The following is a 16,048-nucleotide window of genomic DNA, read 5'->3' on the forward strand; positions in this document are numbered from 1 at the left end:
GTATTTTCCCCCCTGATTTTTATTATTCGTGGGTGTTAGGCTGTAACTGGGCACCATTCCTTGAGCGTGTTGGCCAGCACATCCAACTGGATGGGTTTGGTCAGGCAGGCATTCATTCCGGCTTGCAGGTATTCCAGCTCATCGCCTTTCATGGCATTGGCGGTTAGCGCAATAATCGGAACGGAAGAATCAGGAAATTCTGCCCGGATATGCCGGGTGGTTTCAACACCACTCATGCCGGGCATTTGAATATCCATCAAAATCAAGTCAAACGCTTGGGTGCGCACTTTATCCAGCGCCTGAAAGCCGTCTTCGGCCAAGGTGACGCGGTAGCCTAGTTTTGCCAGCATCCCTTTTGCCACCAGTTGGTTAACTTTGTGGTCTTCTACCACCAGTATGTGCGTGCCTCTTTGTAGCACATCGGCCTGTGCTTGGCGTGCTAACTCAACCGGGGATTCACTGAGTAATAGTGGCGTCTCGGTTGAGGCTTGAGGTATCGCCAGCAAATTCAGGAGTTTGCTTTGCGTAATCGGTTTTAACAAACAATTGCAATGCTTAAGCGTTCTGGGAATGCTGCACTGCAAACAACTGCTGGTCTGTGAGGAGATGTTGCATAAATGTATCGGCGGCGTTAAGGCGTTTAAGCGCCCTAATAGTTGATCCAGCGCTGCCCGTTGTGATGTTGGGTAACTGTTGTAGTCGATAAGTAACCAGTCAAAAGTTTGGGTCTCTATTAAGCTATCGACGTTGTTCAAATCACTGAGCACCCAGCATTTTGCCCCAAGATTGCTTAATTGCTCGGTAATTAATTGGGCATGTAACGCATTGTGGTGCATGATCAAGCAACGACTGGTTAAGCGTGTAGCACAGCTTGCCTCTGCCTTCGTGATTTTGAAGGGTACTTCAAACCAAAACGTACTGCCTTCATTTGCCTGACTGTCGACACCGATAATACCGCCCATCAGATGCACCAATTTGCGACTGATCGCCAGCCCTAAACCTGTGCCACTGCCATTGTGCTGGTCGTAACGGTTAATTTGACTGAAGGCATGAAACAGCGCGTGTTGTTTCTCCAGCGGAATACCGACGCCGGAATCCTGCACTTCAACACGGATACCTTCAGCCATTTGCGTAGTGGGTAAGATGCGCAACACAATTTGCCCGTGCGTGGTAAATTTAATCGCGTTACCCAATAAATTCATCAAAATTTGCCGCAAGCGTAAGGCATCACCACGCAAACAGTTGGTCATGCGTTTGTCGACAATGCTAAACAGTTCGAGCTGCTTCTGATTGGCGATAACCCCCAATGTTTCAATTACACTGGGTAACGTTTCGCTGAGTTTGAAGTCTTCTTCCAGTAATTCCAGCTTGCCCGCGTCGAGCCGGGAAATGTCGAGAATGTCATTAATAATCCCCAACAGGGATTGTGCAGAATGCAACGTCATTTCCACTTGACGGCGCTGATTTTGATCCAAGTGAGTATCTTGCAGCAAGGTTGTCATGCCGATTATGCCATTCATCGGCGTGCGGATTTCGTGGCTCATCGCGGCTAAAAATGCGCTTTTGGAACGGCTGGCGGAGAGAGCCTGATCGCGTGCTTCGACCAGTTCGCGAGTACGTTCCTCAATAATATGTTCTAAGGAATCCGCTTGTGCCCGTAATTCTAGGTTAGCCTGATACAACGCTAAACTTTTGGTTTCCAGTAATTGTTCCGCCTGCTTGCGGGCGGCACGTTCACGCGCTAAGCGGCGTTCTAAACGCGCTACTTCGTCGCTCATTATGCCGCCATCCGGGTGATGTGGAATTCAACATGTGTGCCTTGCCCCGCAGAACAATCAACCGTTTCAATGGTTGCGCTCACTTGGTAATGTGCCAAGCAACCTTCGATTAAGCCTGCTGCCAAAGTCGCGAACGGGTGTTTCGAGCGGTAAATCATGATTAATTTATCACTGCCTTCACGCGCGGTTTCAAAGCTTGGTAATTGTGCATCGGGATACAGTTTGAGCACTTCCACATGAATATGGTTTTCAATGGAATCCAGAAAGTCAAATACATCCGGTGCTTCAGTAAAAAAACTGGGGTACAACACCACGAATCGCCCAAAGAAATAATGCCCAAACGCTTTGATCAATTCGGGGACTGCTATGCCGGTTTTAATGGCCAGTTGTTGCACCAAGGCAACGATTTCGGCGTGCGAGTAAGTGCCGACAGCAGTGTATGCACCGCCAGAAGGCAAGTCGGAGGCTTCGATAATGTCATCTACCATGTCAGCGGAAAAGCGTTGTTCCACCATGTCCAGAAATTCTGTAAACACTAAACCTTTCATGCATTATTCCTGTTGTTATTGGGGCGGTTTGCTTGTGTTGTAGCGTTAAGCGATAGCGGGTTGTTGCTTGAGCCAGGTGAGTACGCGTAAGAATTCCTCACGCATTTGCTTGACGTGCAAAGACGCACTTGTTTGATTCTGATGATCTTTGTAGGCTTCAAGTAGGTGTGTGATTTCTGCTAATTCAAACGCACCAATAATCTTACTGCTGGATTTAAGTTTGTGGCAGATCGTACCAACTTGGGCGCTGTCTTGGGTGTCAACGCAGTGTTGCAGCAGTGCTAAGGAACTTTCGGTGTCAGTGATGAAAAAATCAATGATTTCCAAAAATTCATCCGCCATGATTTCTTGAAGTTCCGCGTAGGTTGTTGCATCGATAGGGCTATGCGCAGTCATTTGTATACCTCAAGCGCTCGATTGTGCTTAGCCGGTAGCAGCAAAGTGCACCACTTACCGGAATTGTATTTTTATCATTTTTATCTATATAGACAATTTATAATTTGATGGTAGCATATCTCTATCCGAGTGTTAATAACATCATAAAAATAAGATGCAGCCAATGAATATTCTAGTTGTCGACGATGCCAGAGACATGCAGTTGATTTTGCGCCGTATTCTCACCCTGATGGGTCATCGGGTGATGCTGGCGGACAATGGTCGAATCGCTTGGGAGTTGATCCAGCAACACCATTTCCAACTCGTGATCAGTGATTGGGTTATGCCCGTCATGGATGGGCCAACGCTCTGCCGTACTGTGCGTATCGCTGAATTGCCTTATTACGTTTACATTATTCTATTAACCGGCATGTCGGGTAAGCAAAATTTGATTCAGGGTATGGATGCGGGCGCGGATGATTTTGCGACCAAACCGATTGTGCGCGAAGAGCTAGAAGTGCGCTTACGTGCTGCCCAACGGGTGTTGGGTTTAGAGCGCACCTTGGAAGATAAAAACCGCCATCTGGAAAGTGTGAATGGCTCGCTCTCCGCTGCCCAACAATTGATCCAAAACGATTTGCAACGCGCCGCCGTTTTACAAGCAGGGGTGTTGCCTAGCCAGAAAATGTTCGGGCAGATTCGAGTGGATTGGTTTTTCCAACCGGCTCAATACATCGGCGGGGATACCTTTAATTACTTCCCAATCAATGATGATTTATTGTTCTTTTATTCGATTGATGTCTCAGGTCACGGAATTGCGTCGGCGTTGTTGTCGATGTGTTTGCAAACCTTGCTGAGTGCTACCAGTGAATTGCATTGTTTGGATGATTTGTCGCCGCAAGCGGTCGCAACCTTGCCGTCGCGTTTAGCGGAACGCTTGAATCATCACCTGCATTATCAATTGGACACGGGTGATCATTACCTGACGCTGATTATGGGGGTGGTGGATACCCGCCAAGAGCAATTGTATTTTGTGCAAGCCGGTCATCCGCAACCGTTTTTGTACAGCCCCGTTAGTGATGAATGGGAGCAACTGGATTGCACCGGCTTTCCGATTGGCTTATTGCCGGATATGGAGTACGACACCATACGCTTGCCGTTTCCCAGCGGAAGTCGCTTGATTTTGTATTCAGACGGTTTGCTGGAGTTGCATGAAGCAAACGGTGCGATGATGACCGAGCTTGCTTTGAAAAATTACTTACAGCCCTTGCGCCAGCAACCTGCTCAGCAGCTCATTCAGCAATTAGCTATCACCTTGGGGTTGGATAATGATGCCAAGGAAAAGCCGGATGATATTTCGCTACTCATCATTGATTTCTTTAACGGGACAAACGCGCATCAACACATCCAGTAAATCTTGTACGTTAAAGGGTTTGCTGAGGAAATCATCCATGCCGCTGTTGAGGCACTGTTCGCGGTCACTGCTCATGGCATTGGCCGTGAGTGCAACAATCGGGGTGTGAGGCAATTGTTTTGCGTGCTCTTGCGCCCGAATCAGGGTGGTGGCTTCCAAGCCATCCATAATGGGCATTTGCACATCCATTAAGATCACATCAGGGCGATTGTTTTCCCAAGCTTGCACGGCATCGCGCCCGTTTTCAGCGACTTTGACGTGATGCCCGGCTTTGTTTAACAGGCGCACTGCCAGCATTCGGTTCACGGCATTATCTTCCGCCAATAAAATCGACAATACCCGCTCAGCACGTAGCAGCGCCTGCGGTGCAACGGGTGCTGTCGGTTTGACGTGAGCGACGATGGCGAAGGGCACGCTGAAGTAGAAAATGCTGCCGTCACCCACATCACTGTCTACCCGCAAAGTGCCGCCCATCATGGCGATCAATTGCGAGGAAATCGTTAAGCCCAAGCCCGTGCCGCCATAGCGTCGGGTGATGGAGCTGTCCGCTTGCTGAAAGGGTTGAAAAATGCTGGCTTGCTTGTCACGCGGAATGCCAATGCCGGTATCACGCACGGCAAACATGACACACACTTGCCCCGTGGGAGCGCCGCTTTGCAGGCTGATAGTGACGCTAACATCGCCTTGTTCGGTGAATTTAATGGCATTGCCGACTAAATTGATCATCACTTGACGCAAGCGCCCGATGTCACCAGCTAACGCATCCGGCACATCAGCCAGAATGTCCCACTGAAACTGCAAGTGCTTGGCGCGGGCGCGTAAGGCCAGTGGTGCAAACGTGTCTTGCAATAAAGCTCGTAATTGGAAGGGAGCGGTATTGAGCGTCAGCGTTCCGGCTTCCATGCGTGAGAAATCGAGAATTTCATTGATAATATCCAGCAAGGCACTCGATGAGGATTTGATCATGCCCAAGTGTTCGCGTTGCGATTCCGATACCTCGCTGTACAACATTAAATCGGTTAAGCCGATAATACCGTTCATGGGGGTGCGTATTTCGTGGCTAATCATCGCCAGAAATTCGCTTTTGGCTTTGCTGGCTTGTTCTGCCATTTCCTTGGCTTGCAAGGCTTCTTTGCGGGCATCTTCTAAATAGGCGTGCTGCAAACAGGCCAGGCACGCGGTTTCTAAACGCCTGAGCACCAAACCTAAAGCGAGTATGTGGGCTTCCGGCAATGGCGGCTCACGCACGACCACCAATAAACCGTTATCGCCGAGCGGCATGAAATGGTAATGCATGTCTTCTATGAGGATGGTTTCGCCCGGCTTTTTGATTGACCAGCCTTGGTTGGCGAGTCGCAGGATGTGTGTGGCTAACAGGGGTTGATCCGTTTCCAATGTGCCGCGCAGGGTCGGGTAGCTGTAGCAAGGGAGTGGGGCTTGTGCCGCATTATCCAGCGTGATGCCTTTGTGCAACCAAATGTAACCGCTGCGGCAATTCAGCAGCTTTAAGGCGGGTGGCAAAAATTTGCGTAACATGGTGCGCAAATCCAGATCTTGCCCAATCAACAAAGCCAGTGCGTATTGGATGGAGACCAGTTCCAGCGTTGGACTCATGCAGCGGATTCCTTGGTTTGAGCGAGGATGCCCAAGACGATGGTTTTGTTAAAAAATTCCAAACAGGTGTTGCCTGCATCGGCGATTTCACCCAAGGATAACGCCCCGATCAATGGCACTCCGGCAGGCAAATGCGCGTGAATATTGTCGATCTCTTCCGCAAACCGTTCTTGTAAAAACAAGGTACGGCTGATGCAATCGAACAATAATCCCAATACCGGGGGCGTTGGCACGCGGATGGCGGTGGTAGCGCAAGCACGTGATGCTGCCAGCAAGTCATCGGCCTCGCCTTTGAGGATGTAAATAATGTGATTGGCAGGGACTTCTCCCACACAGATTAATTTATTACCGTCGACGAACAGCGGATCACGCACCACGACATCGCTGCTTAAACGTTCCAAACCAAACGGGTAAGCTTTGGCAAGGTCGAAAAATGTACCATCTGCGAAGCGTTTACCGCTGTCGGCTTCGACGACTTTGCGATACACCTCAAAAGCCGGTTGGTAATCGAGCGTGGTAATCGTGTTGTTGTAAGCGCCGGTAACAAAAAATGGCCCGGCGAATTTGCGCCAGCCGTGTTCGATACCGATGCTGAGCGGCAGATGAATGCAGGTGATTTGAGCGCAATCCATGCGCAAGCCTTGGTTACTGAACAGACAGGGCTTTTGCTCGAAACTGAGTGAGCCAGCGCCGCCGCCGATATATTGATAATGCCCGCCAAAGATTTCATACAGGCTTTCTAACAGTGAGCTGATACGTTTGCTTAAGCCATCAACCAACGTTACCAGGGTGGCATTGGTGGGTGTTAGTGCGGATAGGGCTTCTATTGCGGAAAAATAATCCGCATCAGGGTCAGATAAGTGTTCGATATGGTACACCTCACTGACAATGGGTAAGGCGCAAACCACACTGCCTTGTTGCAGGATTTGCCCATTGGCAATGATTTCAGGAAAAATACCGCCAAAGATGGGGATGGAAAGTGCTTGTAGGTAAGTATCCAGTTGCGCGGGCGTGAAGCCATTCGCATCGGCGGCGAAGACCAAGACACTTTGCGCTCCCGCCGCGATAGCTTTATCCAGCGATTGCAGCAAGCCCTCGCAGCTTCCACTCTGATCAACAAAGATTTGGGCAGGCGTTAGGTGCATGGGTAAGCGTTCCTGTCGTTGGTTTATTATTTTTACAAGATTAGCTAGTCATTATATTTAACAATTAGCAGATAAGAAAGTTATATATTTATACGAATCGCGCATGACCGTTTAGGCAACTTTTGTTGCGGTTTTTTCTGATTGGTGTATACAATAATTTTATATAAAAATAATAAGCCGAAGCCATTTCCCTAATCATGAGGACAACAAGAATGAAACTTTCTACGCATGTTCAAGGCGATTTTACTATTGCAACCATTGACGAAACCCGCATGGATGCTGCCATTGCTCCCGAATTTAAGTATCAAATTGTGCAACTGCTCGAAGACGGTGCAACCCGTATTGTCTTGGATTTGAGCACCGTCAAGTTCATGGACAGTAGCAGCCTCGGCGTACTGGTCAGCCTGTTGAAAATGGTGGGCAATCGTGGCGATTTGATCATTGTTGGTGCGAAAGGTGTTGTGGCGGATCTGTTTAAGCTGACCCGCATGGAGCGCGTATTCCGCATGGCTGATAGCGTTGAAGCCGCATTAGGTGCCGTTGCTGCCTAGTTGACCGCGTATCACCCAATTGAGGAGGGGTTTTCATGAAAGCGATGATTCTGGCAGCCGGTAAAGGCACGCGCGTGCGCCCAATTACCAACGAAATGCCCAAACCGATGATTCCGATCTTGCGCAAGCCGGTCATGGAATCCATTGTGGAATTGCTGCGCACTCACGGTGTCGAAGACATTGTGGTCAATACCAGCCACCTTGCCCCCGTGATCGAAAACTATTTTCGTGACGGGAATCAGCTAGGCGTGCAGATTGCGTATTCCTACGAAGGCTACATGACCGAAGAAGGCTTGGAAGGCAAAGCGCTGGGATCAGCAGGCGGCATGAAGCGCATTCAAAACTTTTCCGGGTTTTTCGATGAAACCTTCATTGTGCTGTGTGGCGATGCGTGGATTGATCTTGATCTGACCGAAGCTTTGCGCCAACACCGTGAAAAAGGCGGGGTGGCGACCATTATCTTGCAGGAAGTCCCCCGCGAGGAAGTACACAAATACGGCGTGGTCAAATTGGATGCGCATCAACGCATCGTGCAGTTTCAGGAAAAACCTAAGCCCGAAGCTGCGGTTTCCAACCTGATCAATACCGGCATCTACTTGTTTGAACCGGAGATTTTCGACTATATCCCTGCTGGCGTGGAATACGACATTGGCAGTCAGTTGTTCCCGGCATTGGTTGCGGCGGGTGAGGAATTCTACGGCATCAAAATGGATTTCCAGTGGGTGGATATTGGTTCCGTGCCGGATGTGTGGGAAGCCACGCGCAAAGCCTTGCAAGGGGATATTCACGGCTTTCAAATGCCCGGCAAACAAGTGCGCCCCGGCGTATGGGCAGGGATCAATGTCAGCGTGAATTGGGAGCGTGTCAACATTATCCCGCCTGTCTACATTGGCAGCAGCACGCAAATCGAAGCAGGCAGCAAGATTACCGGCCCGTGCATGATTGGGGCTAACTGCCTGATCGAGTCTGGCGCAGAAATCAGCGAATGCCTGATTAGCGATTATACCCGCATCGGTGGCATGGCAACCTTGGACCACAAACTGATCTTTGGCGGCGACTGCATTGCACCGGATGGCAGTGTGTTGAATGTGGGTGAAACGCAAATTCGCTGGTTAGTGGATGACAGACGCCGGGCGCTCAACCCTAGCGACATTCACGACATGCTGCTGTTTAATAATATGCACAGTTTCTATGGCGAATTGTCACGGGAAACGGAGGCGGCCTAATGGAAACGGCTTACAAACACTATGACATTCGGCTCTCTATCGACAGCCGTTTGGAGCAAGTACGGGTATTGTCAGGTGCATTACGCGGAATCGGCAAAGAGCTGGAACTGTCCGATGATAAGCTGGGGCAACTCGAATTAATGATGGTGGAAGCCGTCAATAATGTGATCGAACACGCCTACGAAATGCAGGGTGGCAACGATGTGCGGGTGCGGGTGGAGTACAGCCCTGACGTGGTGAATCTGATCATTTCTGACAGCGGTCGCACCATGCCAGACGCGGTACACGCCGAGACGCATGAAATGCCTGACCCGGAAGACTTGCCAGAAGGCGGTTGGGGCATGGGTTTGATTCACTTGCTGGCAGATTCCATTCGCTATATCCGTGATGCCAAAGGCAACCATCTGCACGTCAGCAAGCAGTTGGCTTGAATATGAAGCGGTTGGTTTGGGCAGTCATCATGGTGTGGGTACTGCTCTTGCAGGGGTGCAGCAGCATCCCGTCCAGTCAGCCTGATTCTGTTAGCAAAACGGGTTCGTTGGCGGGGCAGTGGGAGTTTCTGCCATCTGGTTCGGAGGCGATGCCCGCCGCCAAAGCTGTATGGCAAACCATCAATGTTCCCGGCAACTGGTACACGCAAGGCTATGACCATCATGGCGTGGCGTGGTATCGGCTCAAGTTTAACGCGAATACGTCCCCTGAAACGGTATCTACCCTGCATTTTGACGAGGTGGACTACTTTGCGGCGGTGTGGTTGAACGGGCAAAAGCTCGGTGCGCACGAAGGCTATTTTCAAGCCTTTGCCTTTGATGTTTCGCAGCATTTGAAGGCTGGCGAGAATATTTTACTGGTGCGCGTGAACAGTCCGCAGGAAAAGGCGGAAGATTATTCGCTGCGTAAGCGACTGATTAAAGGAATTTTTTCGCACCACGATACGCGCCCCGGTGGTGCTTGGTCGGATCGGGGGCAGGAACAGAATACCGGCGGTATTTGGGGTGAAGTGCGTTTGCAGCAATCTCCGCAGGTACAGCTTGCGCCGCAACGTGTGCAGGTGCAGCCAGTGCAGGGGCTGGAGCAGTGGCAGGTGTTGGTGGATTTGGATACGCTGGGAGCGTTGCCAGCCGATGCAGAATTGCAATGGTCTGTAGAGCCGATGGGGTTTGTGGAAGAGGGCGTATGCAATACGCCCCTACAATGCCCGCGTAGGGGCGTATTGCATACGCCCTCTTCAACTATTCTTATTCATAACCCCAAACTCTGGAATCCGCACGGCTATGGTGATCCCAACCTCTACAAGCTAACCGTCAACGCCGTACACAACGGCACAGTACTTGACTCCTTCGAGCGCACCATTGGCTTCCGCAAAATCCGCCGTTCGCCGCAAGAAATCTGGCGCATCAACGATCAGCGCATCCAGCTCAAAGGCACGAATTACATCGCTAACCAGTGGCTCAGTGACATGACATCGGCGGATTTTCGCCGCGATATTCAATTGATGCTGGATGCGAATATCAACACCGTGCGGGTTCACGCGCATGTGACATCCCCTGAATTTTACCGTTTGTGCGATGAAATGGGCTTGATGGTGTGGCAGGATTTCCCGCTGCAATGGGGCTATCAAGATACGCCCGAATTCCATCAGCAAGCGGTGTCGCAAGTCGGCGATATGATCCGTCAATTCGGGCAATACACTTCCATCATCCAGTGGACATTGCACAATGAGCCTCCGTGGGATGCGGATTGGATGAAGTGGAAATACAAAGATTACAACCCGCAGCAAAACAAAATGCTGGATAACAAGCTGCATCGTACTGCTCTGGCGTTGGAAAAAAATCGTCCAATCAGCATGATTTCCTCCACTAAAGAACACCCGTGGTTGGGCTGGTATTCGGGGCATTGGCTGGATTATGCCAAGCCGACCAAGACTGCCACCATTGCCGAATTCGGGGCGCAAGCCTTGCCGGATAAGGCAACCTTGCGCAAGATTTTGGGGCATGAAGCAGAATTGCCTACGACGGATGCGGCATGGGAGGAATGGGCGTTCCACAACTTCCAGCGCAAGGAAACCTTGGAGATTGCCAAAGTTCCGCAAGGCAAAACGTTGGATGAATTCATTGATAATACTCAGCAATACCAAGCGCGGTTAAATCAGCTTGCAGCAGAATCCTACCGTCGCCAAGCGTATCGTCCAGTCGGGGCGTTGTTCCAGTTCATGCTGGTGGAAGACTGGGCTTCGATGAACTGGGGCATGGTGGATTTTTGGCGTAAACCCAAGCCGGGGTATTACGCTTTGCAACGTGCTTACCAGCCCATTTTGCCGAGTCTGGCGTGGAACAAGGTGGATTATGCCGTCGGTGAAACCATTACTTTTGGCGCATGGGCGTTGAATGACAGCACCGCGAATTACCCGAATGCACGTTATGACATCAAGCTGTTACGCGGCAAGCAAACGCTGGATGCGCAAACATGGGCATTCAACCTGACGGCGGATATGCACCAGCACTTGCGCGACTACACCGCGCCTGTACTGGATGCGGGCGAATACCGTCTGGAAACCGCTATCCACGACGCGCAAGCCAAGCTGTTAAGCACTAACGAATACCGTTTCACCGTTCAACCACAACAATAAGAATGCACAGTTATGGGATTCTATTTCGACAAGTTTGAAGACCGCAAACCCGAACCGCCGTTGGAATATTCAGCGGTAACGGAAAGCATTTGGCAATTTCTCGCCGTCATCGCCCTGACCTTGGGAGCGTGGTATTTGTGGTGGCGGTGGACGGCTTCGCTTAACCCGGATGCGCTGTGGTATGCGATTCCGCTGGCATTTGCGGAAACTGCCTCCTATTTTGGGCTGGGCTTGTTCGTGTTCAACTTGTGGAAAGTGCAGGATTACGAGCAATTGCCGCCGCCTGCCAGCTTGAGTGAAGTGGTGCGCCCTGATCATGGCGAAGAACGCCCGCTGAAAGTGGATGTGTTTTTCCCCAGCTACAACGAAGACGTGGAGCTGGTGCGTTTGAGTATTCGCGATGCCAAAAAGGTCACGTATCCGCATTCGATTGAGCTGAAAATTTTCGTGCTGGATGATGGCAAACGCGCCGAAATGCGCCAAGTCGCCGAAGAGGAAGGTGTGGGTTACATTACCCGCACCAGCAATATCGGTTTCAAAGCGGGCAATTTGCGCAATGCAATGGAGCAAACCCACGGCGATTTCATCGTGATTTGCGATGCGGATACGCGCCCGTTTCCGACAATTTTGGAACACACGCTCGGTTATTTCCGTGACCCGGATGTGGCATGGGTACAAACCCCGCAATGGTTTTTCGACCTGCCGGAAGGCAAACGTTTACCCGATGTGTTGGGTAAATACTTGAAAGCACCGGGACGTTGGCTGGGCAAAGGCGTGGAAGCGGTGATCGGTGAAATGCGCGTCGGCGAAGACCCGTTCGTGAATGAGCCAAAAATGTTCTACGACATTATCCAACGCCGTCGTAACTGGGCGAATGCGTCGTTTTGTTGCGGGGCAGGCTCGATTCATCGGCGTGAAGCGGTGATGGAAGCGGCGCTCAAAACCTATTCCGATACCATCGAAAAGCAAGTCGATAAGCAATCCAAAGAGTTGCAAAAGCTGATGGGCGGGGAAGAGCTAGACAGTGGTTTGGTGCAGGAAATGCGCCATCAGGTAGCGGGTGAGGAGGAATTTACCCCGTACCGTTTTCACGTTTCCGAAGATATTTACACCTCGATTGTGCTGCATTCGGATGAAGATCGGCATTGGAAATCGGTGCTGCATCCGGCGGTTGAGTCCAAAATGTTATCGCCGCAAGACTTGCTGAGTTGGACAGTGCAACGCTTTAAATACGCAGGCGGTACGTTGGATATTGTCATGCACGACAATCCGATGACGCGCAAAGGCATGAGTTGGGCGCAACGCTTGATGTATGGCGCAACGGCATGGTCATACCTTGGCGGTATCTGGAACATGATGTTTTTGGCTGCGCCTTTGGTTTATTTGTTTAGTGGGATTGCGCCGGTGAGTGCGTATACCGGCGATTTTTTCCTGCACATTTTGCCGTTCCTGATTGCGATGGAATTGGCGTTTATGGTGGGGACGTGGGGGATTGCGGGCTACCGTTCCAAGGCTAGTTATTTGTCGTTTTTCCCGGTGAATCTTCAGGCGATTTGGACGGTGTTGAAGGGTGAACAGATCAAGTTTCCGGTGACACCAAAAGATCGTCAGGAAGGTAATTTTTTCCATCTGGTGCTGCCGCAATTTGCGGTGATTGTGTTGACGGTGCTGGGGATTGCGTATGCCAGCGTGCAGTTTTTTGTGCTGGGTAATAGCGATTATTCGATGGGTGGGATTTTGACCAATCTGTTTTGGGGGCTGAATAATATTTTGGCGTTGAGTGGGATTGTGATGGCGGCATTTTGGCGACCAGAAGAAGAGGTGACAGTATGAGTTTTAAACAGGGCTTGGTGCGTGCGCGTAGCCATTTGATTTTCTTGACAGGATTAGTCACCGCGTTTGGTTTGGTGGGCTGGTTGGAAGGGCTTAGTGTGGGCAATGCGAATACGCCTGAGGCAATGATCGAAATCAGCACTGAGGTGAATATTGCGCCGCCGCGTGCCTTAACCGCGCAGGAAATGGCATGGGCAAAAACCGCGTGGAAGTATTTCCAGAACAACACGATTCCTGAAACGGGGCTGGTGAATTCGGTTGATAAGTATAACGCCTCCACGTTGTGGGATACTTCGTCGTATTTGATGGCGGTGATTGCGGCGCAGCGTTTGGGGATTATTGATCAGACCGAATTTGATGCGCGTATTTTCAAAGCCTTGGATTCCTTGACGAAAATGGCGTTGTTTGAGGGCAAGTTGCCGAATAAATCCTACAACACCATTTCCTTGCAAATGGTGGATTACAACAATCAGCCGAGTGAAAAAGGCATTGGTTGGTCGGCAATCGACATTGGGCGCGTGCTCGTGCCGCTCAATGTGTTGGCGTGGCATTACCCGCAACACACGGCTTCCGTTAAAAAGGTGATGGAACGTTGGGATACGCAGCCGATGCTGGTCAACGGTGTGTTGCAGGGGGCGGTGGTCGATGGTGATGGCAAAACCGAATACCTACAGGAAGGACGTTTGGGCTATGAAGAATATGCTGCCAAATCCTTCAATTTGATGGGGCTGGATGTCTCTAATTCACTGCGTTACACCGATTTCCTCACGTTCGTGGACATTGGTGGTATTCAGGTAGCGACCGATAGCCGCAGTGCGCAGCAATACGGGGCGCACAACTACGTGGTGAGTGAACCGTACATTTTGGATGGCGTGGAATTCGGTTGGGATCATCTGTCGCAAGAATTGGCGTGGCGTGTGTATAAGGCACAGGAAAAGCGCTTTGCCGAAACGGGCATTCTCACCGCTGTGTCCGAAGACAATATCGACCAGCCGCCGTACTTCGTTTACAACACCGTGTTTACCGATGGCAAAATCTGGAACGCCATCACGGAGAAGGGCGAAGATGCCAGCCAGTTTAAAACCTTGAGTACCAAAGCGGCGTTCGGTTGGCACGCACTGTATGAAACCGACTACACCCAAAAGCTGGTGGAGAAAGCCGCGACTTTGGCTGACCCAGAACGCGGTTGGTATTCCGGCGTGTATGAAGTCGGCGGTCAACCGAATAAAGCGATTACCGCCAACACCAACGGCATCATCTTGGAAGCGTTGGCGTATAAGCAGGGCGGTAAGCTGATGAAGTTAGGGAAATAATCAGATTTCCCGATTCAACACGCGTTTGAGGGCGGCGGGGTCAAACTCCGCCGTCACGATGGATTCGCCGAGTGACTTCATCAGGATGAGGCGTAATGTGCCATCCAACACTTTTTTGTCTACTGACATATAGCGGGTGAAGTCTTCGCCCGTCATTTGCGCGGGCGGGTCAACCGGCAAGTTAGCGCGTTGCAAAATGTGGCGCGTGTAAGCCACGTCATCCGCCGCTAACCAACCCATTTGCTGCGACAATTCTGCCGCCATTACCATGCCTGTGGCGACGGCTTCGCCGTGTAACCAGTTGCCGTAACCCATTGCGGCTTCAATCGCGTGCCCGAAGGTGTGCCCCAGATTCAGCAAGGCGCGTTGCCCAGACTCACGTTCATCTGCTGCGACGACTTCGGCTTTGTGTTCGCAGGAGCGGAAAATCGCGTAGGTCAACGCTTCGGGGTCACGCGCCAGCAGCCGATCCATGTTGGTATCCAGCCATTGCAGGAAGGCAGGGTCACGGATCAAACCGTATTTCACCACTTCCGCAATACCTGCGCTGAGTTCGCGGTCAGCCAGCGTATTCAAGCTGTCGGTGTCGATCAGTACGCATTGCGGCTGGTGGAATGCGCCGATCATGTTCTTGCCAAGTGGGTGGTTTACGCCAGTTTTGCCGCCGACGGAAGAATCGACCATTGCCAATAGCGTCGTTGGAATCTGGATGAAGTTGATGCCGCGTTGATAGCTGGCTGCTGCATACCCCGTCATATCGCCGACCACACCGCCGCCGAGTGCAATCAGCGTGGTTTTGCGGTCAGCTTTGTTTTCCAACAAATGGGTGTAAATCTGGTTGAGTACGTCGAGGTTTTTGTATTCCTCGCCGTCGGGCAAGATCGCGGCGGAATGTTTCAAGCCGGTCAGCAAGCGTTGCGTCGCTTCCAGATACAGCGGCGCAACGGTGGTGTTGGTGACGACGACCGCGCTTTTGCCTTTGATGTGCGGCGTTACCAATTCAGACTGTTGCAATAAGCCCTGCCCGATGTGAATCGGGTAGCTGCGCTCGCCAAGGTCGAGGTTAAGGGTTTGCATGGGTAACTTCCTGTAATTGTTTGAGTTTGTTGTGGATGTCGCGCAGGATAACGTTCACTTTTTGTTTGCCCGTTGGCACGACTAAATCAGCGACTTCCAAATAATACGGTTCGCGGGCTTTTAGCAAGTTGCGTAAGGTTTGCAAGGGGTTTTCGGTTTGCATCAAGGGGCGGCTGCGGTCGTGTTTGATGCGCTGAAACAGTTGGTCGGCAGAAGCCCTTAAGTAAATCACACACCCGCCGGTTTTGAGATGTTGGCGGTTGGTTTCGCGCAAAACACTGCCGCCGCCGGTGGCGAGTAAAATGTCGGGGAGGGCAGTGAGTTCGGCGATGACTTGTTCTTCGCGCTCGCGAAAGCCATCCTCACCTTCAACTTCAAAGATGGTGGGGATGCTGACGCCCGTGCGCTCTTCGATCACCCGGTCGGAATCGTAGAAGGTTAGGTTCAGTCGTCGCGCAAGTTGTCGGCCTATGGTGGATTTTCCCGCGCCCATCAATCCCACCAGAATGATACTGTTTTGCATGGGGGATTTATGCCAGCACTGG

Annotated in this window: 14 protein-coding genes; 7 read left to right on the forward strand and 7 right to left on the reverse strand. The window is 51.1% G+C overall.

Going from position 1 to position 16,048, the window contains the following annotated elements:
* Positions 1-35 precede the first annotated feature (35 nt).
* From L3K52_09425 to L3K52_09435, 3 genes are read right to left on the reverse strand one after another with little or no spacing between them, the layout of a single operon-like run.
* The gene (locus tag L3K52_09425) at positions 36-1,778 is read right to left on the reverse strand and encodes a response regulator (protein UOG93924.1); all 1,743 of its coding nucleotides are present in this window, start codon (positions 1,776-1,778) and stop codon (positions 36-38) included.
* Positions 1,778-2,326 (reverse strand): heme NO-binding domain-containing protein, encoded by a 549-nt coding sequence (locus tag L3K52_09430; protein UOG93925.1) that lies wholly within the window; start codon positions 2,324-2,326, stop codon positions 1,778-1,780. Before L3K52_09430 ends, L3K52_09425 begins: the two co-directional genes overlap by 1 nt.
* Before the next feature lie 45 nt (positions 2,327-2,371).
* Complete coding sequence (locus L3K52_09435) at positions 2,372-2,722, reverse strand: Hpt domain-containing protein (GenBank protein UOG93926.1); 351 nt, start codon at positions 2,720-2,722, stop codon at positions 2,372-2,374.
* A 163-nt stretch (positions 2,723-2,885) separates the two neighbouring features.
* On the opposite strand from L3K52_09435, the gene L3K52_09440 reads away from it, so the two are divergent.
* Complete coding sequence (locus L3K52_09440) at positions 2,886-4,115, forward strand: SpoIIE family protein phosphatase (protein UOG93927.1); 1,230 nt, start codon at positions 2,886-2,888, stop codon at positions 4,113-4,115.
* Here the strand turns inward: L3K52_09440 and L3K52_09445 are convergent.
* Both L3K52_09445 and L3K52_09450 read right to left on the reverse strand, forming a co-directional pair.
* Positions 4,062-5,729, reverse strand: coding sequence for an ATP-binding protein (locus L3K52_09445; GenBank protein ID UOG93928.1), 1,668 nt, complete (start codon positions 5,727-5,729; stop codon positions 4,062-4,064). The genes L3K52_09440 and L3K52_09445 overlap by 54 nt on opposite strands.
* Complete coding sequence (locus L3K52_09450; GenBank protein UOG93929.1) at positions 5,726-6,874, reverse strand: FIST C-terminal domain-containing protein; 1,149 nt, start codon at positions 6,872-6,874, stop codon at positions 5,726-5,728. The genes L3K52_09445 and L3K52_09450 overlap by 4 nt, the downstream gene beginning before the upstream one ends.
* A 212-nt stretch (positions 6,875-7,086) precedes the next feature.
* On the opposite strand from L3K52_09450, the gene L3K52_09455 reads away from it, so the two are divergent.
* Genes L3K52_09455 through L3K52_09480 form a run of 6 tightly spaced genes read left to right on the forward strand, consistent with a single transcriptional unit; the run spans position 7,087 to position 14,426 of the window.
* Entirely contained in the window at positions 7,087-7,425 is a 339-nt protein-coding gene (locus L3K52_09455) for an STAS domain-containing protein (GenBank protein UOG93930.1), read from the forward strand.
* 35 nt (positions 7,426-7,460) lie between these two features.
* Positions 7,461-8,651, forward strand: coding sequence for an NDP-sugar synthase (locus L3K52_09460; GenBank protein ID UOG93931.1), 1,191 nt, complete (start codon positions 7,461-7,463; stop codon positions 8,649-8,651).
* The gene (locus L3K52_09465; protein UOG93932.1) at positions 8,651-9,082 is read left to right on the forward strand and encodes an ATP-binding protein; all 432 of its coding nucleotides are present in this window, start codon (positions 8,651-8,653) and stop codon (positions 9,080-9,082) included. The genes L3K52_09460 and L3K52_09465 overlap by 1 nt, the downstream gene beginning before the upstream one ends.
* Positions 9,083-9,084: 2 nt before the next feature.
* Positions 9,085-11,280, forward strand: coding sequence for a beta galactosidase jelly roll domain-containing protein (locus tag L3K52_09470; GenBank protein UOG93933.1), 2,196 nt, complete (start codon positions 9,085-9,087; stop codon positions 11,278-11,280).
* Between the two features lie 12 nt (positions 11,281-11,292).
* Positions 11,293-13,113: a cellulose synthase catalytic subunit gene (locus tag L3K52_09475; GenBank protein UOG93934.1), complete on the forward strand. Its 1,821-nt coding sequence runs from the start codon at positions 11,293-11,295 to the stop codon at positions 13,111-13,113.
* Complete coding sequence (locus tag L3K52_09480; protein ID UOG93935.1) at positions 13,110-14,426, forward strand: DUF3131 domain-containing protein; 1,317 nt, start codon at positions 13,110-13,112, stop codon at positions 14,424-14,426. The genes L3K52_09475 and L3K52_09480 overlap by 4 nt, the downstream gene beginning before the upstream one ends.
* On the opposite strand, the gene aroB is transcribed toward L3K52_09480, so the two are convergent.
* Together aroB and L3K52_09490 are read right to left on the reverse strand one after the other, a co-directional pair.
* Positions 14,427-15,503, reverse strand: a complete 1,077-nt coding sequence (gene aroB / locus L3K52_09485; protein UOG93936.1) for a 3-dehydroquinate synthase — start codon at positions 15,501-15,503, stop codon at positions 14,427-14,429.
* Complete coding sequence (locus tag L3K52_09490; GenBank protein UOG93937.1) at positions 15,490-16,026, reverse strand: shikimate kinase; 537 nt, start codon at positions 16,024-16,026, stop codon at positions 15,490-15,492. Before L3K52_09490 ends, aroB begins: the two co-directional genes overlap by 14 nt.
* Between the last annotated feature and the right edge of the window lie 22 nt (positions 16,027-16,048).

Source organism: Candidatus Thiothrix sulfatifontis, assembly GCA_022828425.1.
Taxonomy (GTDB): Bacteria; Pseudomonadota; Gammaproteobacteria; order Thiotrichales; family Thiotrichaceae; genus Thiothrix; species Thiothrix sulfatifontis.

Coding starts and splice junctions, on each gene's coding strand:
- L3K52_09455 (UOG93930.1), top strand. CDS start 7,087: ATGAAACTTTCTACGCATGTTCAAGGCGATTTTACTATTGCAACCATT.
- L3K52_09435 (UOG93926.1), bottom strand. CDS start 2,722: ATGACTGCGCATAGCCCTATCGATGCAACAACCTACGCGGAACTTCAA.
- aroB (UOG93936.1), bottom strand. CDS start 15,503: ATGCAAACCCTTAACCTCGACCTTGGCGAGCGCAGCTACCCGATTCAC.
- L3K52_09440 (UOG93927.1), top strand. CDS start 2,886: ATGAATATTCTAGTTGTCGACGATGCCAGAGACATGCAGTTGATTTTG.
- L3K52_09445 (UOG93928.1), bottom strand. CDS start 5,729: ATGAGTCCAACGCTGGAACTGGTCTCCATCCAATACGCACTGGCTTTG.
- L3K52_09470 (UOG93933.1), top strand. CDS start 9,085: ATGAAGCGGTTGGTTTGGGCAGTCATCATGGTGTGGGTACTGCTCTTG.
- L3K52_09460 (UOG93931.1), top strand. CDS start 7,461: ATGAAAGCGATGATTCTGGCAGCCGGTAAAGGCACGCGCGTGCGCCCA.
- L3K52_09480 (UOG93935.1), top strand. CDS start 13,110: ATGAGTTTTAAACAGGGCTTGGTGCGTGCGCGTAGCCATTTGATTTTC.
- L3K52_09425 (UOG93924.1), bottom strand. CDS start 1,778: ATGAGCGACGAAGTAGCGCGTTTAGAACGCCGCTTAGCGCGTGAACGT.
- L3K52_09465 (UOG93932.1), top strand. CDS start 8,651: ATGGAAACGGCTTACAAACACTATGACATTCGGCTCTCTATCGACAGC.
- L3K52_09490 (UOG93937.1), bottom strand. CDS start 16,026: ATGCAAAACAGTATCATTCTGGTGGGATTGATGGGCGCGGGAAAATCC.
- L3K52_09430 (UOG93925.1), bottom strand. CDS start 2,326: ATGAAAGGTTTAGTGTTTACAGAATTTCTGGACATGGTGGAACAACGC.
- L3K52_09475 (UOG93934.1), top strand. CDS start 11,293: ATGGGATTCTATTTCGACAAGTTTGAAGACCGCAAACCCGAACCGCCG.
- L3K52_09450 (UOG93929.1), bottom strand. CDS start 6,874: ATGCACCTAACGCCTGCCCAAATCTTTGTTGATCAGAGTGGAAGCTGC.